At 66.8% G+C, this 23,830-nt stretch carries 23 protein-coding genes; 11 read left to right on the top strand and 12 right to left on the bottom strand.

The window, feature by feature from the left end; all coding sequences use genetic code 11:
- Positions 1 to 75 precede the first annotated feature (75 nt).
- Positions 76 to 324 (bottom strand): plasmid stabilization protein, encoded by a 249-nt coding sequence (locus OXM58_17295; protein ID MDE0150115.1) that lies wholly within the window; start codon positions 322 to 324, stop codon positions 76 to 78.
- Positions 325 to 505: 181 nt separating this feature from the next.
- Here OXM58_17295 and OXM58_17290 point away from each other — a divergent pair, with 181 nt between their 5' ends.
- Positions 506 to 922 (top strand): nuclear transport factor 2 family protein, encoded by a 417-nt coding sequence (locus OXM58_17290; GenBank protein MDE0150114.1) that lies wholly within the window; start codon positions 506 to 508, stop codon positions 920 to 922.
- Positions 923 to 1,085: 163 nt separating this feature from the next.
- On the opposite strand, the gene OXM58_17285 is transcribed toward OXM58_17290, so the two are convergent.
- Both OXM58_17285 and OXM58_17280 read right to left on the bottom strand, forming a co-directional pair.
- The gene (locus OXM58_17285) at positions 1,086 to 2,384 is read right to left on the bottom strand and encodes a type II toxin-antitoxin system HipA family toxin (GenBank protein MDE0150113.1); all 1,299 of its coding nucleotides are present in this window, start codon (positions 2,382 to 2,384) and stop codon (positions 1,086 to 1,088) included.
- Complete coding sequence (locus OXM58_17280) at positions 2,374 to 2,709, bottom strand: helix-turn-helix transcriptional regulator (GenBank protein MDE0150112.1); 336 nt, start codon at positions 2,707 to 2,709, stop codon at positions 2,374 to 2,376. The genes OXM58_17285 and OXM58_17280 overlap by 11 nt, the downstream gene beginning before the upstream one ends.
- A 507-nt stretch (positions 2,710 to 3,216) precedes the next feature.
- Here OXM58_17280 and OXM58_17275 point away from each other — a divergent pair.
- The 7 genes from OXM58_17275 to OXM58_17245 all read left to right on the top strand — a co-directional run bounded on the left by OXM58_17275 (position 3,217) and on the right by OXM58_17245 (position 9,565).
- On the top strand, positions 3,217 to 3,804 hold the full coding sequence (locus OXM58_17275; protein MDE0150111.1) for an XRE family transcriptional regulator: 588 nt from the start codon (positions 3,217 to 3,219) through the stop codon (positions 3,802 to 3,804).
- A gap of 90 nt (positions 3,805 to 3,894) precedes the next feature.
- Positions 3,895 to 4,545, top strand: coding sequence for a DJ-1/PfpI family protein (locus OXM58_17270; GenBank protein MDE0150110.1), 651 nt, complete (start codon positions 3,895 to 3,897; stop codon positions 4,543 to 4,545).
- A gap of 291 nt (positions 4,546 to 4,836) precedes the next feature.
- Positions 4,837 to 5,250: a cupin domain-containing protein gene (locus OXM58_17265; GenBank protein MDE0150109.1), complete on the top strand. Its 414-nt coding sequence runs from the start codon at positions 4,837 to 4,839 to the stop codon at positions 5,248 to 5,250.
- Between the two features lie 331 nt (positions 5,251 to 5,581).
- Positions 5,582 to 6,643, top strand: a complete 1,062-nt coding sequence (locus OXM58_17260) for a TRAP transporter substrate-binding protein (GenBank protein MDE0150108.1) — start codon at positions 5,582 to 5,584, stop codon at positions 6,641 to 6,643.
- 83 nt (positions 6,644 to 6,726) lie between these two features.
- Positions 6,727 to 7,314: a TRAP transporter small permease subunit gene (locus tag OXM58_17255; GenBank protein ID MDE0150107.1), complete on the top strand. Its 588-nt coding sequence runs from the start codon at positions 6,727 to 6,729 to the stop codon at positions 7,312 to 7,314.
- Positions 7,315 to 7,373: 59 nt separating this feature from the next.
- Positions 7,374 to 8,738: a TRAP transporter large permease subunit gene (locus OXM58_17250; GenBank protein ID MDE0150106.1), complete on the top strand. Its 1,365-nt coding sequence runs from the start codon at positions 7,374 to 7,376 to the stop codon at positions 8,736 to 8,738.
- An 8-nt stretch (positions 8,739 to 8,746) separates the two neighbouring features.
- Positions 8,747 to 9,565, top strand: a complete 819-nt coding sequence (locus OXM58_17245) for a formate/nitrite transporter family protein (protein MDE0150105.1) — start codon at positions 8,747 to 8,749, stop codon at positions 9,563 to 9,565.
- Between the two features lie 67 nt (positions 9,566 to 9,632).
- Here OXM58_17245 and OXM58_17240 read toward each other — a convergent pair whose 3' ends face one another.
- The 4 genes from OXM58_17240 to OXM58_17225 are packed head-to-tail and all read right to left on the bottom strand — an operon-like array spanning position 9,633 to position 14,029.
- The gene (locus OXM58_17240; protein MDE0150104.1) at positions 9,633 to 10,682 is read right to left on the bottom strand and encodes an ornithine cyclodeaminase family protein; all 1,050 of its coding nucleotides are present in this window, start codon (positions 10,680 to 10,682) and stop codon (positions 9,633 to 9,635) included.
- A complete protein-coding gene (locus tag OXM58_17235; GenBank protein ID MDE0150103.1) occupies positions 10,682 to 11,845 on the bottom strand; it encodes a DSD1 family PLP-dependent enzyme in 1,164 nt (387 codons plus the stop codon). The genes OXM58_17240 and OXM58_17235 overlap by 1 nt, the downstream gene beginning before the upstream one ends.
- Positions 11,846 to 11,855: 10 nt before the next feature.
- The gene (locus OXM58_17230) at positions 11,856 to 12,842 is read right to left on the bottom strand and encodes a pyridoxal-phosphate dependent enzyme (GenBank protein MDE0150102.1); all 987 of its coding nucleotides are present in this window, start codon (positions 12,840 to 12,842) and stop codon (positions 11,856 to 11,858) included.
- A complete protein-coding gene (locus tag OXM58_17225) occupies positions 12,839 to 14,029 on the bottom strand; it encodes an aminotransferase class V-fold PLP-dependent enzyme (protein ID MDE0150101.1) in 1,191 nt (396 codons plus the stop codon). Before OXM58_17225 ends, OXM58_17230 begins: the two co-directional genes overlap by 4 nt.
- Before the next feature lie 217 nt (positions 14,030 to 14,246).
- Between OXM58_17225 and OXM58_17220 the strand changes: the two genes are divergently transcribed.
- Both OXM58_17220 and OXM58_17215 read left to right on the top strand, forming a co-directional pair.
- The gene (locus OXM58_17220) at positions 14,247 to 15,065 is read left to right on the top strand and encodes an IclR family transcriptional regulator (GenBank protein ID MDE0150100.1); all 819 of its coding nucleotides are present in this window, start codon (positions 14,247 to 14,249) and stop codon (positions 15,063 to 15,065) included.
- A gap of 367 nt (positions 15,066 to 15,432) precedes the next feature.
- A complete protein-coding gene (locus tag OXM58_17215; protein ID MDE0150099.1) occupies positions 15,433 to 16,608 on the top strand; it encodes a site-specific integrase in 1,176 nt (391 codons plus the stop codon).
- 35 nt (positions 16,609 to 16,643) lie between these two features.
- Here OXM58_17215 and OXM58_17210 read toward each other — a convergent pair whose 3' ends face one another.
- From OXM58_17210 to OXM58_17195, 4 genes are all read right to left on the bottom strand, one after another.
- Positions 16,644 to 18,038, bottom strand: a complete 1,395-nt coding sequence (locus OXM58_17210; GenBank protein MDE0150098.1) for a surface lipoprotein assembly modifier — start codon at positions 18,036 to 18,038, stop codon at positions 16,644 to 16,646.
- 118 nt (positions 18,039 to 18,156) lie between these two features.
- Positions 18,157 to 18,999, bottom strand: a complete 843-nt coding sequence (locus tag OXM58_17205) for a hypothetical protein (GenBank protein ID MDE0150097.1) — start codon at positions 18,997 to 18,999, stop codon at positions 18,157 to 18,159.
- A 799-nt stretch (positions 19,000 to 19,798) separates the two neighbouring features.
- On the bottom strand, positions 19,799 to 20,095 hold the full coding sequence (locus OXM58_17200) for a hypothetical protein (GenBank protein ID MDE0150096.1): 297 nt from the start codon (positions 20,093 to 20,095) through the stop codon (positions 19,799 to 19,801).
- A gap of 11 nt (positions 20,096 to 20,106) precedes the next feature.
- Positions 20,107 to 21,057 (bottom strand): LysR family transcriptional regulator, encoded by a 951-nt coding sequence (locus OXM58_17195; GenBank protein ID MDE0150095.1) that lies wholly within the window; start codon positions 21,055 to 21,057, stop codon positions 20,107 to 20,109.
- Positions 21,058 to 21,666: 609 nt separating this feature from the next.
- Here OXM58_17195 and OXM58_17190 point away from each other — a divergent pair.
- Entirely contained in the window at positions 21,667 to 22,632 is a 966-nt protein-coding gene (locus tag OXM58_17190) for a tyrosine-type recombinase/integrase (GenBank protein ID MDE0150094.1), read from the top strand.
- Positions 22,633 to 22,684: 52 nt separating this feature from the next.
- Here OXM58_17190 and OXM58_17185 read toward each other — a convergent pair whose 3' ends face one another.
- Positions 22,685 to 23,626, bottom strand: coding sequence for a LysR family transcriptional regulator (locus OXM58_17185; GenBank protein MDE0150093.1), 942 nt, complete (start codon positions 23,624 to 23,626; stop codon positions 22,685 to 22,687).
- Between the last annotated feature and the right edge of the window lie 204 nt (positions 23,627 to 23,830).

Below are 23,830 nucleotides of genomic sequence, written 5' to 3'. Positions count from 1 at the left end.
TCCTGTCTGGAGAATGAGGCCATGACCGCGGGGTCCGGGGTCAGCCGCATCGCTGCCGAGACCACGCCCGCCCGATCATCCGAAGTCGGGTAGCGGTCGCATCGGGCCGCGTTCGGGAAGCTCCAGGTCGACGCCGCCCAAGGCGGCGAAGCGGGCGTGAATGGCGCGGCCCAGATTTCTGGGCGGCGGCGTTTCGCCGACCGCGCGCCGGAGGATGTCGCGGGCTTCTTCCTCTATCGAGCGGCCGTTCTCGGCGGCGCGCACGCGCAGGCGGCGTTTCAGCCCGTCGTCGAGGTTGCTGATCGTGATGCTCGTCTTGGGCAGTGCTTGCTTCCTCGCATTTTTGAAGAATTAAGCATTGATTGCGTTGCAGTCAGTCGCGCGGTTGTAACGGAATGAGGTCCGCAGGCCGGCCCGGATGGCGCCGCCCGAATGCGATTGTACCGGCGGGGCCGCCGACCTACACTCACCGATACATTTTTGCTCCAGAAACAGGGAGGGTTTCATGGGTGATTCGAAAGATACGGCGTTGGCGTTCTACCACGCCTGTGAAGCCGGCAAGGGCTGGTCGGCCTGCGCCGAATACTGTCATCCGGACGCCGGGTTTTCCGCCCAGGCCGGCGCCATTGCGGAGATGAACACGCTCGAGGCCTATTGCGACTGGATGGCGGGCGTCGTGACGATCATGCCGGACGCCGACTACGACCTCAAAGCGGTCGGGACGGACAAGGAGAACGGCAGGGTCACGATCTACGGCGTCTTCACAGGAACGCACACGGCCGACGGCGGCCCGGTTCCGCCGACCGGCAAGAAGACCGAATCCGACTATGTCTACGTGGCCGACATGCGCGACGGCAAGATCGCCCACATGACCAAGATCTGGAACGACGGCTGGGCGTTTGGACAACTCGGCTGGGCGTAGCGGCTGCTTGCCGGGCCGCAGCGTCTCTTGACTTTATCCCGATCGGCCGCAGCCGGGGACCGGACACAGAGTTCCGCCGGTATGGCGACGAGGCGGTTATCGCCACCTGAGCGGACGGGACTGCCGCGGGTGTCGGGTACAGCGGGAGAGGATGCTGTTCCGGCTACGCATTGGGCAGACTCACGATCGCGTCGCTGAGCACACTCTCCAGCCCCTCGAATGCGAGACCGTTCAGGAATTGCCTCCGCCAAATCAGACGTTGGTCGTTATCGTTGACTTGAGCCTCGGAGCAGACCGCCTGCCAGTTGGCCACGATCGCCGTGACCTGGTCCGCCATGATCGCCAGGGCGCGTTCTTCCGAGAGAAGAAACTTGTTTGCTGCGGCGAGACACAACGAGAGCTGGCTGCGCCGCTCAAGGCCGTGGATCTGCATGGCCTGAGAGGCCTCGCGTCCGGTCCTCGACTGCGGGCAGATGTCGTAGGCCGGCGTGAGCGTGAGGCCGTCGCCGTCCCAGAAGGCGGCGTGGTTCCGGGCATGGTCGTCCGTGTTGCCGACGAGAATGTTGAAAGTCATGCGCGCGAACAGTTCTCTCAAGGTCTCGGCAGGGTCGGTGAAGCGCGCCCGCACGATATCGGCGAGCGCTTCGTAGGATGCGTGAGCCGCCATGCGCTCGTCGAGGCCGAGCAGGGTCAACGCGGACACCAGGGCACGCCGTGTCCATCCGTTCGCTGCACGCTCACGGTCGAAGCGCCGGATCAGCAGCACATCCTTGTTCATCGCCCGGGCGAGACTGACCTGCGCAACGTTCAGCCCTGACAGGGCTGCAAGGCGCATGGCTATGAACTCGGCCTTGACGACGCTGTAGGTATCGGTCGAGGACGAGAACTTGGCGACATATTTGGCGTCTCCGTCCCGGATGAGCGCTTTCGGTCTCGCTCCCCCGATCGCCGTGCCGTGCTGCAACGCTTCGGCCAGATCCGGCGCCAGCGGCAGGCCGCGATCGACCCGGTCGGCCGAGTCAAGCAAGCGTTCGAGAGTCTCGTTGTCGGCCTCGCGGGGAACGTATTCCCCGGGGGATGCCTGGAAGTCGAGCGCGCCGGTGCGGTCGGAGCCGGACCGAAGCATGAAGGTGAGCTCGTCGAGATCGGCGAACCCGTTCGTTCCGCCGTGGCCGCCGGCGAGGCGATGGGCGATCACACGACGGCCCCAGGCATCGGGTGAGGCGTCGCGCAGGGCGTTGGCGATCTCAAGCGGCGGCTCGGGCACGATGGCGCCGCGGCGCAGGGGCAATTCGGGGGCATAGATCGGGATCGCGTCGTCTCTGGCGAGATAGGAACGGCCATAGGTGAAGACGAAGTGGTCGTGTTCCGCGTGAATGCGGCCCGCAACCACTGGCGCGGTCCTCCCCGGCAGCCAGATCCAGACGAACGCTTCGCCGGGCTGAGCCGCGTCAGAAGTCATCGTCGACCTCGTAGCGGGGCTTGCGGATTGAGCCGGGCATCAAGGCGAGCTTGTCGTCGGTCCGCTCTACCTGCGGCGCGAGAGTCGTCGCTTCCGGAACGAACAGATCGACGCCGGCCAGGGTGGCGGCTTCCAGCACGAGGCCGATCGCCACGGAGGGGCTGCCCTTCTCGATGAGCTGCAACGTGCTCCTGGCGATGCCTATGCGGGCCGCAAGATCGTGTTCGGACATGCGCCGGCGTTTCCTGGCGAGCCTGATCTGCTTGCCCAGGAGAAGGAGCGCCTCTTCTGTAAGACGCGAGTAGGAGCGCGGCGTGTTCGGCATGGCAATGTATTGACTGTAAAATCGGTCATAAAGATATATTTGACTGTTTTATCGGTCAATAACTTATCAAATTCTGTTGTTGCGGGAGGCTGCCAGGCTGCACTCCGGATCGTGTCCAAGGGCTCGTGGCACTTGCACCTGTCTCAACAATGGCTTCGAGGCCGGATCGATGACATCCCGGCCCGCTTTGCCCCCGCGTCCCGAACGAGACCGAAGGAGAACGCCTTCCCGGTGTAATGTCGGTCTCGGGGGTGCGAGTCCCGGTATCCCCCATCCGATACGCCACGTTCCGCTGCTTGCGGAGCAACTCCGGAACCATGTCCGTTTGCGCCCGCCGCTCGATAGTTGACGGCAGGTTTCCCTGACCGCTATAATATGATCCGAAAAGGGATACCATATTTACCGGGCTGAATGTAAGCGTCGGATGCGGCCGGACCGCAATTCGATCCGGGCGGCAAGTCCGATACCGGGATCTGCCGAGCCAATCCTGCGAACGGGGCAAGCGAAGTGAGCGACGCAAACCTGGAAGAACTGATCGCCAGGCACCTGAAGGAGTTGCGTGCAATCAGGGGCGCGACCCTGGAAAGCCTCGCCGCGCAAACGGGTTTCACGAAGGGCTATCTTTCGAAGATCGAAAACGGGCGAAAGCTGCCGCCGATCGGGACGCTGTCACGCATCGCCAGCGCCCTGAACACGGACATCGCATATTTCTTCCAGAAGGACGAGGATATCGAGGACGACGACGACAGCTTCTCCATCGTGCGGGCGCAGGAGCGCAAGCGTATCGTCCGGGGCGGCACGTCCTTCGGCTACGACTACGAGAGCATCGCGTACAAGAAAATCGCCAAGTCGATGGAGCCTTTCGTCTTCACGTTTCCCGAATCCTTCGACGACGACACCCACTTTTCCCACGAGGGCGAAGAGATGGTGTTCGTGTTGAGCGGCACCGTCGAATTCGAGGTCGGGGGCAAGAGCGCCATCCTGTCTCCCGGCGATTGCATCTACATGGACGCCATCGTCGAACATCGGGGTCGCGCGGTCGGCGGCGAAGCGAAGGCCCTGGTCGTGATCTTTCAGCCAAACGCCGAATCCTGAAGGAACGAAACCCCACGAAGGGCGCGCCGCCTGTTTCCCCGACGGGCCGGCCGCCGGGCCGAACCGGACGCTGCCAGGGACAGCCACGCCATGAAATTCGCGATCCTGATCTATGACGACGTCGAGCCGATCGACATTGGCGGGACGGCGGGAGTCCTCTCCATGGCGCGCCGCTTCGAGGACAGCATCGAGATCTTGTGCGTTGCCGAAGAGGCGGGCGAGGTGCGTCTCGCCGGCGGCGTGCGCGCAATCGCGGACTATGCCTACGACACCTGCCCGGACTTCGATGTCCTGATCGTGACGGGCGGGCCCGGATGGATCCGGCAGGCCGGGACCCCGGCAACGGTCGACTTCGTCAAACGGGCGAGCCGGCGCGCCACCGTCGTATCGGTCTGCACCGGCGCGATGATCCTGGCGGCCGCGGGCCTCGCCGACGGCCGCGCGGTGACAACGCGCCGCCGGAGCGGGCCGGGCGAAACGGCGCCCCTGGACCTGCTGCCCGACCGCGCGCCGGCCGCCAGACCGAGAGAGGCGCTGCTGGTCGACACCGGCAGCGTCGTCACCGGCGGCGGGGTGACCCTGGCCATCGACGTCACCTTTCACCTTCTGGAGCGCTTCTTCGGCACCGGGCTCCGGGACAGGACGGCGGCCCTGATGGAATACGACCGGGCCCTGGCGGCGAACGCGCGGCATCTCGACGTGGTCCGCGAGAGTCCGGCTGCGCAGCCGGGCGCCGCATAAGCCCGGGCATTTTCCCGTCCAGACCGCGCCGGCGGCAGGATCGGCGCAGGAATTCCACCCCGTAAGGCGTGTTCGAGCGGGCTGCCGGCATCCGCCCCGGCGGCGCCGGGCCGCGCATCGTTCGCTGCCTCCGAGGAGGGGAACGGTGCGCGCGCCGTCCGCCCGCCGTCGCCTGCCGCGTGCCCCGTCTGCAGCATCTATTTGGGAAACATAGTTGACTTTCTTAAATATGTTGCCTATTCAGGCTTTCATGGGAAACCATGTTGCACAACTTAGCTATCGGAGAGCGCGATGACTGCAAAACGAAAGCCCAAGGTCGAACCGACGATCGGCGGCTCGGTATATGTCGACCCGAAGACGATCGAATGGGCGCCGAGCCAGTTCGACGGCATCGAGATCAAGGTTCTCTACGAGAACAAGGCGGAAGGGGAGATGACCTGCCTGCTCAAGTGGCAGCCGGGCGCATCCCTGCCGTTTCACAAGCACCCTGAGATCGAGCAGTCCTACGTCATCGAGGGGTCGTTCTACGATCACGACGGGATCTGCCGCGCCGGCGAGTTCGTCTGGCGGCATCCCGGGTCGTTTCACCAGACCCATACCGACGAGGGCTGCGTCCTGCTTGCCGTCTACCGCAAGCCCAACGTCTTCCAGAATACGGCGGGCTTCTACAAGGATTCCGCGGCCAAGGGCTTCGGAGACGGCTGACCGGCCGGAACGGTGGTGGCGGGGACGGGCGCTCCGGCGGGCAGGACCGCCGGCCGGTCCGGGACCTGCTCGACGAGCGGTGTCCCGGCGCCGTCCCGCCCCGCAACCCCTTGATGTTTCCCAATTTACTGAATTTTTCTGCTAATAAAGAAAATATGTTGAATTATACATTTCTTTTGTGTCATATTAAGAAACTATGTTGACCAAATGACCGTGCCGGGTCAAATGCGGGCGCGAGCCCGGCGCCGGCCGGTCGGGACAACATGCCAATCGAAATCGGCGCAGGGGCCGGATTGCGGGCCGAGGGCGCCGGAGCCAGTGGGAGGCACCCATGACGAGTTCGAATTCCAGAGCGTTGACGGCAGTCGGCGCAATCGTCCTTTTCGCGGCAGCGTTTGCGACTGCGGCGCCCGCCGCCGAAAAGTCCGTACGGTGGAAGATGCAAAGCTGGTTCCCCAGCAAAGCGCCTCATGCCGGATCGACGGGCAAGGACATCCAGACGAAAATCAAGCGGGTTTCCGGCGGCAAGTTCCGGATCCGGTTCTTCGAGCCGGGCGCCCTGATTCCGCCCGCCGAATGTTTCGATGCGGTGAAGAACGGATCGGTCGACGCCTGCTGGTCGACGCCGGCCTACTGGTACGGCAAGGAGCCGGCGTTCGCGCTCTTTTCGGCCGCGCCCTTCGGTCCGGACTGGCCGGGGCTTCTGGCGTGGTTCAACTACCACGGCGGCAAGGAGATATACGAAAAGCTCTATCGCAAGCACAACATGCACGCGATCCACTGCGGCGGGATGATTCCGGAAGCGTCGGGCTGGTTCAAGAAAGAGATCACGTCCGTGGACGACTTCAAGGGCATGAAGATCCGCTTTCTCGGACTGGGCGCGCTGGTTCTCGACCGCCTCGGCGCGTCGACGCAGCTGCTGGCCGGTGGCGACATCTTTCCGGCGCTGGAACTGGGCACGATCGACGCGACGGAGTTCGCCGCGCCTTCGGTCGACTGGAACCTCGGCTTCTACCAGATCGTGAAGAACTACTATTTCCCCGGCTGGCATCAGCCGGCGACGATCTACGACATCATGATCAACCTGGACCGCTGGAACGCGCTCAGCGATACCCAGAAAGCGCAGCTCGAAATGGTCTGTGGCGACAACGTCCGGCAGGCGATCGCCCAGGGCGAGGCGATGCAGCCGGCCGCCCTGACGCGCCACAAGGGCAAGGGCGTCAAGATTCGCAGATGGAGCCCCAAAATCCTGGCTTCTCTGGAATCGACGTGGCGCGACGTGGCGCGGGATCTCTCCGAAAGAGACGAGACCTTCAAACACGCCTACACCTCCCTGACGGCGTGGCAGAAGAGATACAGCACCTGGCTGAATATCGGCTATCTGGACCGCTAGAGATCTCCGGCACAGGAAAATTAAGGAGCTCCGGCATTTCGGAGCTCCGATTTTTTTAATTCATGCCTGAACGAGACCGGACGATGATTATTCTGCAAATAGCGTGCATCGGACTCAATCGCATCATCTGTTACGTCGGCAGGGCGGCGACGTGGATGGCGCTCGCCCTCATGATCGTCATTATCTTCGATGTGGTGTCCCGGCGCTTTTTCGTACTCGGATCGACAAAGCTCCAGGAACTCGAATGGCATCTTCACACCGTACTTTTCATTTTTTGCCTCGGTTACGCCTTCCTCGCCAACGCCCATGTCCGGATCGATCTGTTTCGAAGCCGGATTTCGAACAGGATGCAGTCCTGGATCGAACTGGTTGGATGTCTTTGTTTCGTAATCCCTTATTGCGGAATCCTGGTCTACAACGGAATCGGGTTCGCGGTTGAATCCTTTGTGAGCAATGAAGTGTCGTCGGCCGGCACCGGGCTGTCCGACCGCTGGATCATTAAGTCCGCCCTCGCAATCGGATTGGGCATGCTCATGCTGGCCGGAATATCGGTCGCGCTGCGGCAGTTCCTTATCCTGTTCGGACCGGCCGAAGCCGAAGCTGCCATCGCACAAAGTCTTCACAGGGACGCCGGGCGCCTCGCGGACGAAACCGACGCTCCGGGACACTGAAGCGAGCGCCGGATTCACCACGCGTACGTCACGCGACAGCCGGAAAAGCGAACCAAGCCATGACCTTCGTCGATCTGTTGCCCGCCTTCATGTTCATGGCCCTGGCCGTCCTGCTGTTCAGTGGCTTTCCGGTCGGATTCGTTCTCGGTGGCGTGGGGCTGCTCTTCGCCGGCGTCGGCAACCTGCTGGGCGTGTTCTCGACCAAGGAGTTCTTCAACATCCTCGTCAGACTGTATGGCGGTGTCGGAGAAAATCTCGTTCTGACGGCGATTCCGATGTTCATCCTGATGGGCACGATGCTGGAGCGCAGCAACGTCGCGCGGGACCTGCTGTACTGTCTCCAGGTTCTTCTGCGGCGCGTCCCCGGAGGGCTGGCCCTTGCGGTCACCATCATGGGCACGATCATGGCCGCCACGACGGGGATCGTCGGCGCCACGGTCGTGATGATGACGCTGATGGCGCTGCCCGTGATGCTGAACCGGGGCTATTCGGCGCCGCTGGCAACCGGGACGATCGGCGCGGCCGGGACGCTGGGCATCCTGATTCCGCCCAGCATCATGCTCGTCATCATGGCCGACCTTCTGTCCACGTCGGTCGGCACGCTGTTCGTCGCGGCCCTGCTTCCGGGCCTCATGCTGTCCGGTCTCTTTCTGATCTACATCTTCTCGATCGGCGCATTGAAACCGGCACAGGCGCCGATGATGCATCGGGACGAAGGGCCGACCGAGATCGGCGACATTGCCCTCCTCGTCCTGAAAAGCTTCCTGCCGCCGCTGCTTCTCATGTTCCTCGTTCTCGGATCGATCGGGTTCGGCTGGGCGACTCCGACCGAGGCGGCAGGGGTCGGCGCGTTCGGGGCAACATTGCTGGCAATCCTCAACAAACGCCTGAACCTTTCCGTCCTGACCAGCGTCCTGCACCGCTCGATGCTGACGAACGCGATGCTGTTCCTGATCTTCCTGGGCGCGACGGCGTTCGCCTACGTCTTCAGGTCGTTGGGCGGCGACTTCCTGTTCGAAGACTTCGTCGGCTCCGCGGAACTCGGACCCTGGTCGATCCTTTTTATTATCATGGCGATCATCTTTATTCTCGGATTCTTCCTTGAGTGGATTGAAATAACCCTGATCGTGTTCCCGATTTTCGCGCCGATCATCGCGCAGCTGGATTTCGGCAGTCATGTTCCGCAAGCCAACATGATGCACTGGTTCGCGCTTCTCGTCGCGATCAATCTGCAAACGTCCTTTCTCACGCCGCCATTCGGAATAACGCTCTTCTACATGAAGGGATGCGCGCCTTCGAACATCGCGATAACGGATGTGTACAAGGGCATTATCCCCTTCGTTCTGTTGCAGATCATCGGACTCCTGCTGGTCATCGCTCTCCCCGATATCGCCCTTTGGCTGCCGAACACGATACTTGATTGAGATTGGCGATGCCCAAGCAGAATACGATTGAGCAGCTATCCGATGTCGCCGTTACGAAGATCGGTTTCCTGAGGTCCAATCCTCTGGGATTTTTCGTGTCTTCGATGTTGGCGGGCAGCTACATCGGATTTGGCATTGCCCTGATCTTCACGATCGGGCATGTCGCGGATCCGTCATGGCGAAGCCTGGCGATGGGCGCCTGCTTCGGCATTGCGCTGACACTGGTCGTCTTTGCCGGCGCGGAACTGTTTACCGGTCATGTGATGTACATGACCATCGGCGTTCTCCAGCGCAGAATTCCGCTGCGCGACCTGGCGGCGTCCTGGGCCGTGACCTGGACCGGAAACCTCGCCGGCGCCTTCGTTCTTTGCGTGCTGCTGGTCGCCGGCGGGACGACCGTGGCGACCGCCGGCGCCGACTATCTGAACGGCGTCGCCGCCGACAAGATGAACGGCGCTGCGCTCGCCCTCTTCGCGCGCGCGATCCTGTGCAACTGGCTGGTCTGCCTCGCCCTGTGGATGAGCGTCCGGACGGCCAGCGATACGGCAAAATGCATCGTCATCTTCTGGTGCCTGCTGGCCTTCATCGCCAGCGGCTTCGAGCACTCCGTGGCCAACATGGCGATCTTCGGCATCGCGCTGCTGACCGGTCCGGCGGTTTCCGATCCGCTCGCCGGCATGGCCCATAACCTGTTCTGGGTCACGCTCGGGAACATCGTCTCCGGATGCGTCTTCGTGAGTTTCTGCTACTGGCTGGCGAACCGGCGGGTGGCGCGGTGCCGGGCCCCGGTTGCGGTCGTTCCCGTCGGCGACAGGAACCGGCTTTAACGGCGGTTTGGCTGGCCCGGGAGCGAGCGCCGGCGGCGGGCGCTGTCCCGTAGCGCGCTTTACGGATCTACAATTCGACGAACGCGATGCCGCCCTGGCCGGCGCTCCGTCTCAGCGCAAGATCGGCGACGGCCAGGTCCTGCAAGCCGACGCCGGTGCCGTCGAACAGGGTGATCTCCGCGTCCGACGTACGGCCGGGATGCGTCCCGTCGATCACGGCGCCGAGCGGCGTGATGGCGCTCTCGGCGATCGTCCCCGCGGCGAAGGCGTGCTGCGCCTCGCCGATCGAGACGGACTGGGCGACCTCGTCGGTAAAAACGGAGGCGGCTGCGAGCAGCGCCGGTTCGACTTCCTGCTTGCCCCTGGTGTCGGTCCCCATGCAGGCCAGATGCGTTCCGGGCCTGATCCAGTCCGCCTTCAGGAGCGGGGCGAAGGAGGAGGTTATGGTGACGATGACGTCCGCCAGGGCGGCAAGCTCCTCGGCGCCGACCGCCTCGAACGGCAGGCCGGCCTCCTCCGCAACCCCGGCCAGCTCCGGCAACGCCCTGCGATGGGGGCTCCAGGCGACCACCCGCTCGAAATCGCGCTGCTCGGCCGCGGCGCGCAGCTGGAAGGGCGCCTGGTGGCCGGCGCCGACGATGCCCAGCACACGGGCATCCTTGCGGGCCAGCTGCGCGATGGAAACGGCCGAAGCAGCGCCCGTCCGGATCGCGGTCAGGTGGTTGCCGGCGACCAATGCCTTCAATTGCCCGGTATCGGCGTCGAACAGAAAGACCGTCGACTGGTGCCTGGCCAGGCCCCGGTCGGAATTGCCGGGCCAGTAGCCGCCGGATTTGACGCCCAGGACGAGCCGCGACCGGTCGAAGCCGGACTTGAAGCCGTAGAGCGCATCGCCATGGCCGATCGCCTCGCGCACGACCGGAAAGTTCCGGGCCGCGCCCGCCGCGGTGGCGGCGAAGACCGCCTCGACCGCCTCGAACGCGTCCTGCCGGCTGACCAGCCGGGCGCAGACCTCGTCCGAGAGGACCGGGATCCGGACCTTCGCTGCGGCGCCCGCAGCCGCGGCGTGTCCCGCGGGATCCGGCCGGCCGGCCCGCGTGGCCGGTTCCGGCGGCATCAGTAGGCCTTGCCGCGGGCGCTCACCGGCCAGACCGTCTCGACCTTGCCGCCGCGCACGCCGACATACCAGTCGTGGACGTTGCAGGTCGGATCGCAATGGCCGGGCACGAGGCGCAGCTTTTCATTGATCGCGAGCGCGCCGGCCGGGTCCTCGATCACGCCATGCTCGTCCGAGCACTTGACGTATGTCACGTCATCGCGGCCGAACACCACGGGAAGGCCGCTGTCGACCGACTGCGCTTTCAGGCCGGCGTCGCAGATTGCCTTGTCGGGTTTGGCGTGACTCATGACCGATGTCAGGATGAACAGGGCGTTCTTCCATTCGCCGCGGTCGATGCGGTTTCCGTCCTTGTCGAGAATGCGGCCGTAATCGGCATCCATGAACGCGTAGGAGCCGCACTGGAGCTCGTTGTAGACGCCGGAACTGCCCTCGAAATAATACGAGCCGGTGCCGCCGCCGCCGACGATGTCACAGTCGAGCCCCTCGGCCTTCAGCGCCTCGACCGCGGCCCGGACCATGTCGACCGCGATGTCGATCTTCGCCTTGCGGTCGGCATACAGGTCGAGATGCTGCATCGCGCCCTGATAGGCCTGGAGCCCGGAAAATTTCAGGCCCCGGGCGGCGTCGATCGCCCTGGCGATCGCGACGACTTCGGACGTTTCCGTGACGCCGCATCGGCCGGCGCCGCAATCGATCTCGACCAGGCATTCGATCTGCGTGCCGTGTTTCGCCGCCGCGACGGAGTGTTCGGCGACATTTGCCATGTCGTCGACGCACACGACGATCCGCGCGCCCAGGCGCGGCAGCCGCGCGAGCCGGTCGATCTTGGCCGGATCGCGCACCTGGTTCGAAACCAGCACGTCCCGGATGCCGCCGCGCACGAAGACTTCCGCCTCGCTCACCTTCTGGCAGCAGACGCCGCAACTGCCGCCGAGCTTCTCCTGCAGCAGGGCGATATCGACCGACTTGTGCATTTTCCCGTGGATCCGGTGGCGCACGCCCATCCGTTTCGCGAATTCGCCCATCTTGACGATATTGTCCTCCAGCGCGTCGAGATCGAGCACGAGGCAGGGGGTCTGGATCTCGCTTTCGTCCATCCCGACCGTGGCCGGCAGGTCGTAGCCGACTTCCGGGTGTTTGGTTCCGATGGGCATGTCCATGGATGTCCTCCTATTGTTGCGTCCACGGCAAGGCGTCGAGATCGACGTTGCCGCCCGTGAGGATGACGCCGACCCGGCGGCCGGCGAACGTATCCGTGTGCTTGAGAATGGCCGCGACCGTTACCGCGCTCGACGGCTCGATCACGAGCTTCATGCGCTTCCAGACGAGCTTCATGGCGTCGACGATTTCCCGCTCGCTCACGGTCAGGATGTCGGTGACGTGGTTCGCCACAAAGTGCCAGGTCAGCTCCTTGAGCGGCACCTTCAGCCCGTCCGCGACGGTCTCCGGCGCGTCGTCCGCGATGATGCGGCCTGCCCTGAGGCTGCGGCAGGCGTCGTCGGCCTGCTCCGGTTCGGCCGCGTAGACCGCGGTGCCGGGCGCCAGGCTCGACAGCGCAAGGCAGGTGCCCGAAACCATGCCGCCGCCGCCGATCGGCGCAATCACTGCATCGAGCCCGTCGACCTGGCCGATAAGCTCCTTTGCGCAGGACGCCTGGCCGGCGATGACGCGGGCGTCGTTGTAGGGATGGACGAATTCCGCACCGGTGGCGGCCTGCACCTCGGCGAACGTGGCTTCGCGCGACGATGTCGAGGGTTCGCACTCAGTGATGATCCCGCCATAGCCGCGCACCGCGCTCTTCTTCGCCTCAGGCGCCGTATGCGGCATGACCACGTTGCACGGGATGCCGCGCCGGCCGGCGGCGTAGGAGAGCGAGAGCGCGTGGTTGCCGGAGGAGTGGGTGGCGACCCCGCGCCCGGCCCGCGCGTCGTCGAGCCCGAACACCGCGTTCGACGCGCCGCGAACCTTGAACGCGCCCGCCTTCTGGAGGTTCTCGCACTTGAAGAACAGCGCGGCCCCGGCGAGCCGGTCGATACAACTCGACGTCATGACCGGCGTCCGGTGGATATGCGGCGCGATCCGCTCGTGCGCGGCGGCGACGTCGTCGTAGGTCGGAATGTCCATGTCGCCGGCCTCCTTCATGATGCGCGCCGTCACGCCGCCGCCCGCAGCGCGGGGCGGGCGGTCCGGCGGTAGTATTCCTGGGCCGCTCTGATGCCCGAACCCGTTTCGACCGGATAGCCGAGATCCGCCATCGCCATCTCGACGGCGGCGATTCCCGACAGCGCCATCACGTCGGTCATGGCGCCGAGATGGCCGATCCGGAAGACCTTGCCGGCCAGCGGGCCCAGACCGACGCCGAACGACACGGCGTAGGTTTCGCGGATGTGGTCGGTCAGCGCCTCGGCGTCGAAACTCTCGGGTACGCGGATCGCGCTGACCGTATCCGAGTAGAGGTCCGGCGATCGGGCGCACAGGTCCAGCCCCCAGGCATGAACCGCCTGCCGGACGCCTTCGGCGATGCGCCGGTGCCGGGCGAAGACATTGTCCAGCCCTTCCTCGAAAAGCATGTCCAGGCTCTCGCGGAGGCCGTGCATGAGCTGCAGCGGCGGCGTGTAGGGAAAGCCGCCCGCCGCGTTGGCGGCGGCCATCTCGCTGAAATCGAAGAACGAGCGGGCGCACCCGGCCGTTCCGGCGGCCTCGAGCGCCTTCCGGCTGACGCCCAGGATCGCCATGCCGGTCGCCAGCATGAAGCCTTTCTGGGAGCCGGTAACGGCGACATCCACGCCCCACTCGTCCATGCGGAAATCCATCGAGGCCAGCGAGGAGACGCAGTCCGCGAAGAGCATCGCCGGGTGGCCGCAGACATCCATCGCGCGGCGGACCGCGGCGACATCGGACCTGACGCCGGTCGCCGTCTCGTTGTGGGTCACCAGGACGGCCTTGATCTCGCGCCTCCGGTCGGCATCCAGCCGCGCGCCGAAGCGATCCGCCGGTGCGCCGGTGCCCCAGTCGCACTCGATCGCCTCGACGTCCATGCCGTGCCGCCGGCAAAGGTCGATCCAGCGGTCGGAGAATGTCCCATAGCGGGCGGCGAGGACCTTGTCGCCGGGAGAAAGCGTGTTGGCGATCGCCGCTTCCCATCCGCCGGTGCCCGAGGCGGGGAACAGGAAAACCTGCCCGGACGCCGTCTTGAAGACCGTCTTGAGATCGCTCAGCAACGGCCCGAGCAGCGCCGCGAAGCCGGGCGAGCGATGATCGGCCGTCTGGACGTTCATCGCCCGGCGCAATCGGTCCGGAATGTTGGTCGGTCCGGGAATGAAGACGGGATTCTGTCCGGGCATGACGCGTCCTCCTCGTCGCCGCTGCCGTGAAATCTAGAGCGTGCATCAAATTTGTCAATTTTTTCAGAAAAATATTCCATTTTTATTTTATATTAGAATATCGTTAATTAACAATGCGTTGTATTTTCCAGATTTCCTGTCGGAAAAAATTGCCGAAATTTTTTTTTCGTTTACACTGGGATTCTGCCTCGGTTTCGCCCAGGAAGAAACGCCGCTCATGGATCGGGCTCCTCCGAAACGTCCGCGTGGCCGCCCGCGCAAGGCCATATCCGACGCCGATACGGGAACGGTGCGGGCGCTCGACCGCGGATTGCAGTTGCTGCGCCTGCTCGCGCGCGAAAACCGGATCGCGCTGACCAGCCTCGCCATGCAGGCCGGGATGCCGCCGTCGACCGCCCATCGGCTCCTGACGACGCTCCAGAGACACCGGTTTGCCGAATTCGACGAGGACGCCCAGGAGTGGATGATCGGGGTCGAGGCCTTCCGCGCCGGCTCCGGCTTTCTGAAGCGCATCGACCTGGTGGAGGCCAGCCGGGATATCATGCAGCGCCTGATGAGCGAGACCGGCGAGACGGCCAACCTTGCGATCCCCGACGACGGCGACATGGTCTTCATAAGCCAGGTCGAGACCTCCAACCCGATCAGGGCCTTCTTCCGCCCCGGTGCCCGCAGCCCGATGCATGCCTGCGGCGCCGGCAAGGCGCTGCTCTCGCAGCTTGCGCCCGGGGACATCGAGAAACTGCTCCAGAGGAAGGGGCTGGCCGAGTTCACGCCCAACACCCTCACCAAACCGCAACTCCTGTTCGCCGAACTCGACACGATCCGGACCCGCGGCTGGGCCTTCGACGACGAGGAACGCTATGAGGGCATGCGCTGCATCGCGGCGCCCGTCTTCAATGCGCGGGGCGACGCGGTGGCGGGCGTATCGGTCTCCGGCCCGACCGCCCGCTTTACGGACCGGGATATCGGCCTCTACGGCAACGCAGTCCGCCGGGCCGCGGCCGATCTGACCGAACGCATCGGCGGGTCGGCATAGCGCAGCGGCGCAGTGGCCGAGGCGATACGGAAGCCCGGACCGCCCGGCGCCGCCGGGGTCGAGCGCCGGCCGATGCGCCGGGCGCGCCAGCCGCCGTCCGACCGGCGATATCCTGTAACCTTCTGTTTCAGGTCGATTTCATTGAGTTAGTTGGAGGGCGATCGGGGACTCGAACCCCGGACCCGCTGATTAAGAGTCGCATTTGGACCGATTGACAGACTTGCGCTCTCTGTTACCAAGAATGTGATTTATCAAATAATAACAGTCAGTTAGTTTGGATATTCATATTGACGACGCCGACAGGAACGCGCTAATTTTCGCTATCTCATGCTTACCCCATGCTTACCCCGTGCTTACCCGAAATGCCATGCCCAAAGCGAAACTGACGAAGACATATGTGGATCGGATCGCACCGGCGCCGGCCGACGTCATCCATTGGGACATCGATCTGCCGGGCTTCGGGGTACGGGTAAAGCCGTCCGGGGTGCGCAGCTACGTTTGCCAGTATCGGAATCGCGAAACGGGTGAGTCCCGACGAATGACCCTGGGCAAGCACGGTCCGCTGTTGACCTTCCATCAGGCAAAGCTGGAAGCCCGCCGTGTCCTTGGAGATGCCATTGGTGGCGGAGACATGGCAAGGGACCGGCAGGAGAAACGTAAAGCGCCGACGGTGGCGCAGCTTACCGTAGAATACATGGACCGGCACGCTATTCCGAAGAAGCGACCACAAAGCGTCCGGCACGACCGGGGGTTGATCAGCAAGTATGTCCTTCCCCATTTTGGCAACAAGAAAGTAGAGAGTGTTTCTCGTCGCGATATCACAGTGCTGCACGCATCGCTCAAAGATCGACCTTATCAGGCCAACCGACTGCTTGCCCTGCTTTCAAAGATGTTTTCGCTGTCCGTCGACTGGGGTTGGCGGGCCGATAACCCGGCAAAGGGTGTGCCGAGATATGTCGAGTACAGGCGTGAGCGCTGGCTTTCCGACGAGGAGTTGGCGCGCCTGCTCCGCGTGTTGAGCGAGCACCCCAACAGGCGTGCATCTGACGCTGTTCGAATGCAACTCCTGACAGGAGCGCGGATCGGCGAGGTGCTCAACGCGGAATGGCGCGACATCCATTTCGATCGTGGAGTCTGGATAAAGCCATCGCACCACACCAAGCAGAAGCGAACCGAATATGTGCCGTTGAGTGGTCAGGCGCTTGCACTGCTCCAGTCGATGCGGCGCGATGCCGATCCGGACGTTCCGTTCCTTTTTCCAGGCGAGGTGCCTGGGAAGCCGCTTACGGAGCTGAAGAAATTCTGGCGCTCAGTGCAGCGCGAGGCGAACCTCGAGGGCTACCGGCTGCATGATAATCGGCACACGCACGCCTCGCACTTGGTATCGAGCGGGCTGAGCCTGGAGATTGTCGGTCGCTTGCTGGGGCATACGACACCGACGACGACGAAGCGCTACGCTCATTTAGCAGATGCACCGCTCCGGGCAGCGGCGGAACACTTTGCTTCGAAACTGGATGCCCTCAGTCGGACTCAACCAGAGTGATCCAAACTCGGGTTCCCTCACGGTCGCACTCCGCCCTAGAATTGGCGCACGAAGCCGAGATCGACGCGGGTGCGGCGGTAGCCGTGGAGCTGGGCGTTGGAGCGGCGGGTTTCCCGGACCAGCGTGAGCCGGGGGCTGAAGCCGCCCAGGGTGAAGGCGCGGTGGAACAGCGAGGCGGAGAGGACGCGGGTACGGTCCCTGCGCGGCACGTTGTCCAGCGTGAGCAGGAACCAGCGGCCGTCAAAGTCCGTGCTGCGCCACTCGGCCCCGCCTCCCAGGGTGAAGCCCCAGGGCAAAGCGGCGGAGACGCCGAGCCGAACCCGGCGCCGCGTGTTGCGGTAGCGTTCCGAGCGGGCGCGTTCGCGCGCCCAGCCTGCCAAGGCATCGAAGCGCAGCTGCGGCGTCGCTAGCCAGGCGATCCCGAGCGAGGCCGTCGTCACCGGCCCGTCGAGGGCCCGGCTTCCGGCATCGGCGTGGACGCGGCGGTGCCACGACGCCCGCGCCTGCGCGGTGAGCCGGCGCGAGAGCCGGCGCCCGGCCTCGAAGCGCAGGCCGGCCTCCCGGCTGTGGGCTTCGCCGGCGGCGTAGTGCCGGCGCAGGCTGGCGAGCAGGGCGAGTTCGGTGTCCGCGTCCGCCAGCCAATGCGGTCCGGCATGGACCGAGAGGGTGGTGCGGTCGAATGCGCTGTGGCCGTGTTCGGCCCGCGAGAAGTCGCCGCCGAGCCGGAGCCTGAGACGCCCCGATACGGGATCGCCCAGCGGCCAGCGGTATTCGGCACCGCCCCGCACGGCAACGCCGAGGCCCGCCTTTGGCCCGGCGTCCGCGGCGCGGCGGAAGGGGAGCGTCACCCCGAATATGGGGAGGTGGATCGTGTCGTCCGCCGAGGCGGCGTTGAGGTTGCTGTCCGAGGCGAGCGCCATGCCGAAATGCGCGCTCCAGCGCTTGCGCGCGCGCATCGTATTCAGGAAGCGGCGGATATTGCCGGCGACCGCCGGCGACGGCCTGCCGGCCAGCACGCGCTCGAACTGGTCTCGCGCCAGCCCGTCCTCGCGCTTGAGGAAGAAGGCGCGGGCGAGTTCGAGGCGCACCCGCGCCAGGCCGGGCCGCTCGACCAGGATGGCCCGGAAGGCGGCGATCGCCTCGTCGAGCAGGGCGTCCCGGTCCGTCTCCGGCCTTCCCGGCCGCTGCGCCGCGCGGGTAGCGGCGAGGCCGGTGAGGAAGCGGATGTCGGTGCGGTCGGCCCGGCCCGCCGCCGCGGCGGCGAGCGGGCGCAGCAGCGCCAGGGCGGCCTCGTGGCTGCCGGCCTTGATGAGCGTGCGGGCGCGGTTCACCGCCGGGTCGACGGAGAGGTGCGGGCGGTCCGTTGACGCGGTCGCGACCGCGGCCGGCAGCAGCGCCAGGGCGAGCAGGACGGCGAGCAGCGGCCGCAAGGTCCGGCGGGGGCCTCCAACCGCCCGCCCGGTCGCTGGCGGCGCGCCGGGATGACCCCGGGAACGGTGTCGGGGGGACCGCCGCCTCCCCCTTGTACCGGCGCCGCAGGACCCGCGGCTACCTGGTTGCGGCATAGCTGCCGGTTATCGAAAAGCCGGAAGGGTTGATGCTGGCGGGTATCGGCACGTCCCGGAACGCGCCCGCGACGCCGGTCGGCGCGGCCCGGGACGGACCGAAGAACCTTGCGCTCCACGTGCCGCCGTCGCCGGAGAAGGCCGCCCGGTCGAAGCTCGGGCCGGTCAGGGGGACGCTGCGCGACGAGAACGACCAGCTGGCGGCGTTCGGGGGGTCGAGGGCCGTGATCTTCCTGAGGGCGAAGTTGTCGAAGGCCAGATCCAGGACCGGCCCGCCCGCGCGGCCGAAATCCACAGCCAGCCGGACGTCCGCAGTGAAGTGCCCGACCGAGTTCGCCTGGCTGCTCCTGTACTGGCCCGCCGCGCCGCCGCTGTAGCTGAAGGCGCCGGCCGTCGGCAGATCGGCGGTGTAAGGCATCGGTCCCCAGTAGAAGGGCGCGACCTCACGGGTGCCGCCGATGCTGTTCCAGTAGCCGAAGAGGAGGTAGTCGTCGTCCGCCGTGCCGCCCGATTCCGCCTCGATGTCGGAATACGCAACGATGCGTTCGCTCGGACGGACGGAGGCGTCGTTTCGCCGGACAGACCCGGGCCAGGCCGTGTTCGTGGCCGACGTCGAGAACCCGAGAAGCCGGTGAGTGTCCTGGGTGGGGATCGCAGTCAAGGGCGCGCCACCCTTCGAGAACACGAAGGCGGCCGGCTCGCCGCTCGCGCGGCTGACCTCGACCGTAATCCCCCTGGCGCCCCGACTGAAGGGGCTGGAAACCGACTCTTGGGCGGACGAAACGGTCGAACCGCCGCCGCAGCCGGAGAGCGCTGCCGCCGCCATGGCGGCCGCTGCAACCATTGCGATTCCTGCATTCCGTGAACGCCGCATTTTCGATCCTCCTGCGCAGCCTTGGCCACCGCCCGTCGGCCGCTTTGCGGTCGCAACCCACTCGGCTGGCCTGCCGGGCACATGCGGACGCCCGGAAGCTGTGTCCAAGAGGTTTTTCCTATGGGCTGATAGCTTCGCCTTATGGGGCCGGACGGCGGTCCGGGGTTCCGGCAGACGCGGACGCCGGAACGCTCCCGGCCCGGGCTCCGGACCCGGCGGACAGCAGGGCTTCGCGGGGCCGGCACGGCGGCCGCCGGCATCCGCAGCGGAGCGCCGGCGAGGCCGGCCGGCCCGCCGCGATGGCCCGACCGGCGTGCGGATTGCCCCGATCGGCATTGCAGATCGTGCGGCCGGGCCGCCAGCGGGCCTGACCCGTCGCCGACTCTTCTGCCGGGACGGGGACGACGGGCGGCGGCTGGAGATCATCGCGCCCGGCGTCATTCCGCCCGGACACTGCTTCCTGTAGCGCAGTCGAGGATGGCGGGAAACGCGGTCGCAGCACGGGGCCATATCAGCGACTTGTCAGCGAAGACGGGCGCGGTCCGGCCCGGCGAGGATTTCGCCATGAGCCGGGAGCCGGGCAAGGCGGCGGTCAGGACGCCGGGGGTGATTGCGTCGCCGATCGGTCTTTGCTCCGACAAGCTCGCTGACCAAAGCCACTGATCCACAACCGGCATGTCCCGCCGCATTTCGGCTCGGGGCGATCGTCGGGCTGGCGCACTGAGGCGTTGGCGGCTCTCCCGATCGCTCGTCACCGTGACGTGCCTCGCGGGACGAGCACGGTCTCCCAGGGCGCCTCTCCGTCGAGGGCCGCATCCCGTTGCGCGGTTTCGTCCGGCCGGGTGCGGCTCTCCATCGACGCAGGTGCCGGCGCGCCCACGGTGTGGCCCTTGCCGGATCGCGGCGACACGGGCGCCGGCTGCGTTCCGCGCATGACCTCCTCCAGGGCGGCGAGCAGGGAGTCGTTGGCCCGGAGCAACTCCCGGTTCTCCCGTTCCAGCGCTTCGATCCGCTGCCGGCCGGCGCCGGTCGGACGCGGGCTTGTCACCGCCGCGCGCCCTACCCGGGCGTACCGCCGCTACGGCCGGGCATGGCGTCGCGCAAGGCCGCCTCAAGCATGCGGAACGGCTCCAGGTCCTCGGCCGAGCGCCGGGCGATCAAGCCGGTGGGGTAGCGACGGCGGCCGAAGGCGAGCGGCAGGGCCCGAAGCGGCGTTCCGGGCAGCCGGTCGAGCAGATCGAGCGGCAGCCAGGCGAGCCACGGTCCGGCCGCCAGCAGGGTCAGGCCGGCAGAGCCTGCGCGGAGGACGGCGCGCGCAGGCCCGCCGGTGAGTTCGCGCAGCTCGTCGAGGATTGCGGCCAGGGAGGGAAGGTCTGCTCGGGCCTCGCCTCGGGCCGGCTCGTCGAAGTCGATCCAGGGCCAGGAGGTCAGGTCGCGGGGTTGCGGCCCGGCGGCGTGGAGCGGATGACCGTTGGCGGCGACGACGCCGGCGGTCACGTCGGGGAAGCGCTCGCGCCGGAGATGCGCCGGCAGGGCTTCGCCGGTGTCGATGCCGCCGCAATGGAGATCGCTGCGCCCGTCGATGAGCTGGTGCACGCCCTCGCGCCAGACGGCGGTGCGCAGCTTGAGCTCGACCTCGGGGAAGGCGGCGTGGAACGCCTGGACGGCGGGCGCGATCACGGCCTGCATCCAGAGCGGCGGCGCGGTCACCCGGAAGCGGCCGGTGCGCCCGGCGATCGCCGCGGTCACCGCCTCCTCGCCGTCCTCGACCTCGCGCAGGATGCGGCGCGCGTGGTCGATCGCCAGGGCGCCGACGCGGGTGGGTCGGATGCCGGACGGCAGGCGCTCGAACAGGCTTGCGCCGAACTCGCGCTCCAGGCGGGCGAGGATGCGGCTGAGCGCGGGCTGGGTCATGGCGAGGCGGTCGGCGGCGGCGACGATCCTCTCGGCGTCGGCGACGGCCAGGAGCCGGACCAGGTCGCTGCGCCGCTCGAACATCTCAGCGCGCACCGGTCCGGGAACGGTCCGGCCCCGGTCCGGGCCGGCGGGCCGCCGCGCCTCGTGGCCTTGCCGCTTCTGTCCGTTCCCGTGTTCCGTGGTCTTCCATTCGGTACGCCGCAGTCTGCTTTTCTCCGGAGCCCTCTCGCATGGCCTGCCCGGCACATGCGGACGCCCGGCGCTTGTGTCCAAGTGGAATTTCCTATGGGCGGACAGCTTCCCCCTTATGGGATCGGATGGCGGGCCGGGGCGCTGCCGGACGCAGGCGCCCATTCGCGGTCCGGGACGCACCCGGCCGATGCGCCGGAGGCGGCGGACAGCAAGGCTTTGCGGGGCGGGGCGCGCCGGCGGGTTGCATTCGCGGCGGCGGCACGGACGCGGTCGGCCCGCCCGCCGACATGGCCCCGGCGGCATACAGATTCCCCGGATCGGCATTTCCCCTTCCGCCCGCCGGGGGGCTAAATCCGGACGCGGTCCGACCGGGACCCGGCCGGAATCTTCCCGCCTCTCCCCAATGTCGGGGACGCGCGCCGGCAGGCGGTCGGTCTACGGTTCGCCGCCACAGGCTCCGGGAGCGGGTCCGACCGCGTCCCGGAGGCCGCCCATGCATGAGGGTCCGCGTTGAACGTTACAGGGACGCCGGCGGCGGACGGCGCGCCTGCGCCCGGGGAGCGGCTCGGAGACTTCGTCCGGGAGACCGCAGACGCGCTCGTCGGCAACACCGGGCGGGCAGTTCGCTCCGACCTCCGCATCTACGCGGGCTGGTGCGCCGGCGAGAGCAGGCGCGCGCTGCCGGCGGCACCGGAGACGGTCGCGGCCTTCGTCGACGCCATGGCCGAGGTCCGCGCGCCGGCCTCCGTGCGCCGCTACGTCGCCACCATCGCCTTGGCTCACCGCGCCGTGGGCGCCGGCGGCACGGTTGCGAGCCCGCCGGTCAAGCTCGCCCTCAAGCGCATGCACCAAACCAACGGCCGCCGCCAGGCCCAGGCGCTCGGGCTGACCTGGCCCCTCCGGGTGCGCATGCTGGAGGCCGCCGGGGACCGGCTGATCGACGACCGCAACTGCGCCCTGCTCGCCGTCGCCTACGACGCGATGCTCCGGCGCTCGGAGCTGACCTCGTTGCAGGTCTCCGACCTGCTCGAGGAGGTCGGCGGCCACGGCACGCTGCTGGTGCGCCGCTCCAAGACCGACGGAGAGGGCCAGGGCGAGATCGTCTGGGTCGGGCCGGACAGCCTCAGGCTGGTGAAACGCTGGCGCAAGCGCGCCGGCGTCGGGGACGGCTACCTGTTCCGCTCCCTCGACAAGGGCGGGACGGTCCTTGGCGCCCTGCCGCCGGGCCAGGTGGCGCGCATCTTCAAGCGCATGGCGCGCAGGGCCGGCCTGCCGGCCTCGGTGGTGCGGGGCCTCTCGGGGCACAGCGCCAGGGTCGGCGCGGCCCAGGACATGATCGCCGCCGGGATCGAACTGCCGGCGATCCTCCAGGCCGGGCGGTGGAGGTCGGCATCCATGGTCAACCGCTACGGCGAGCGGCTGCTGGCGAAGCGCAGCGCCGCCGCCAAGCTCGCCCGCAAGCAGGGCCGGAAGTGAGCGGCTCGGTTTCGGGCGCGGCGGGAGCGCCCGGAGGGCCGGGCCGGCGCGTTCAGCCGCGCGCGGTTTCGAGTGCCAGCGAGGCGAAGGCGTCGAGGCAGCGGCGGGCGACCGGGCGCTGGCGGCCATACCCGGTGAGCCTGACCGCAAAGGGCCGTCCGAACGCGACGAAGCCGCCCCCGGCCGCGACCAGCGTCCCCGCGTCGAGATAGCGGCCGACGAAGTTCCGCCAGCCCAGGGCGAGACCCTGTCCCGCGATGGCCGCGTCGATCATGTAGACATAGTCGTCGTAGTTGCGGTAGCGCGGCGCGGGCTCCGGACGCCCGGCGGCCTCGAACCAGTCGTCCCAGGTCGCCCAGCCGAGGCTCGGCCGCGCGAAGCTGAGAAACGGCAGCGCGCCCCACTCCGCGACAGGCAGGCGCAGGATGTCCTCATGCGCCCCGGCAAAGCCGGGCGAGCACACCGGCGCCATCGCTTCGGGGAAGACCGCCACCTCGTCGCCGGGCACGCCGTCGACGCTATGGTAGCTCGCGAGCAGGTCGATCCTGTCGGTTTCCATCACGTTCGGGCGCTCCAGATAGCTTTCCTCGCAATGCAGCAGGCGGACGACCGCGTTCTCGCCCAGCTCCCGATGCACGTCCCTAAGCCGCGGTCTCAGGAACATCTCCGAGGTGGCGCCGCCGCAGGCGATCACGACCCGCTCGTCCTCCGCCAGGCTCGCGGCCGAAAGCGCGCCCGCAGCAATGCGCTCCAGGCCGATGGCGACGGCGCGATGGAAGACCTCCCCCGCCGGCGTGAGGACCACGGCGCGGCGGTCGCGTTCGAACAGCCGGACCCCGATCTCGCGCTCCAGTTCCGCGACGTAGCGGCTGACGGCGGGCTGGTGGACCTCCAGTTCCTCGGCGGCGCGGGCGAAGCTCACATGGCGTGCTGCGGCGTCGAACGCGCGCAGGGCGGCGATCCGGGGCAGCGGCCCGGCGGAATGCTTCAGCATGACGGCATCGGGATTTCCTCACGGACGATCACGGTCTCTCGTTAGCATAACAGTTTCGCTATCGAATTGCGCAAGAAAATGCGTTTCACAAGGCGACCGGGTTTCTCTACCAACGCCCGCCCCGGCTGCTGTCACGGCCGGGGGATCGACCGGGGGATCGACCGGGGGATCGACCGGGGGATCGACCGGGGGATCGACCGGGGG

It is taken from the genome of Rhodospirillaceae bacterium, from assembly GCA_028819475.1.
In the GTDB taxonomy this organism is placed as follows: domain Bacteria; phylum Pseudomonadota; class Alphaproteobacteria; order Bin65; family Bin65; genus Bin65.
Note: the sequence above shows the minus strand (reverse complement) of the source record. Positions and strands in the feature narration are given on the sequence as shown.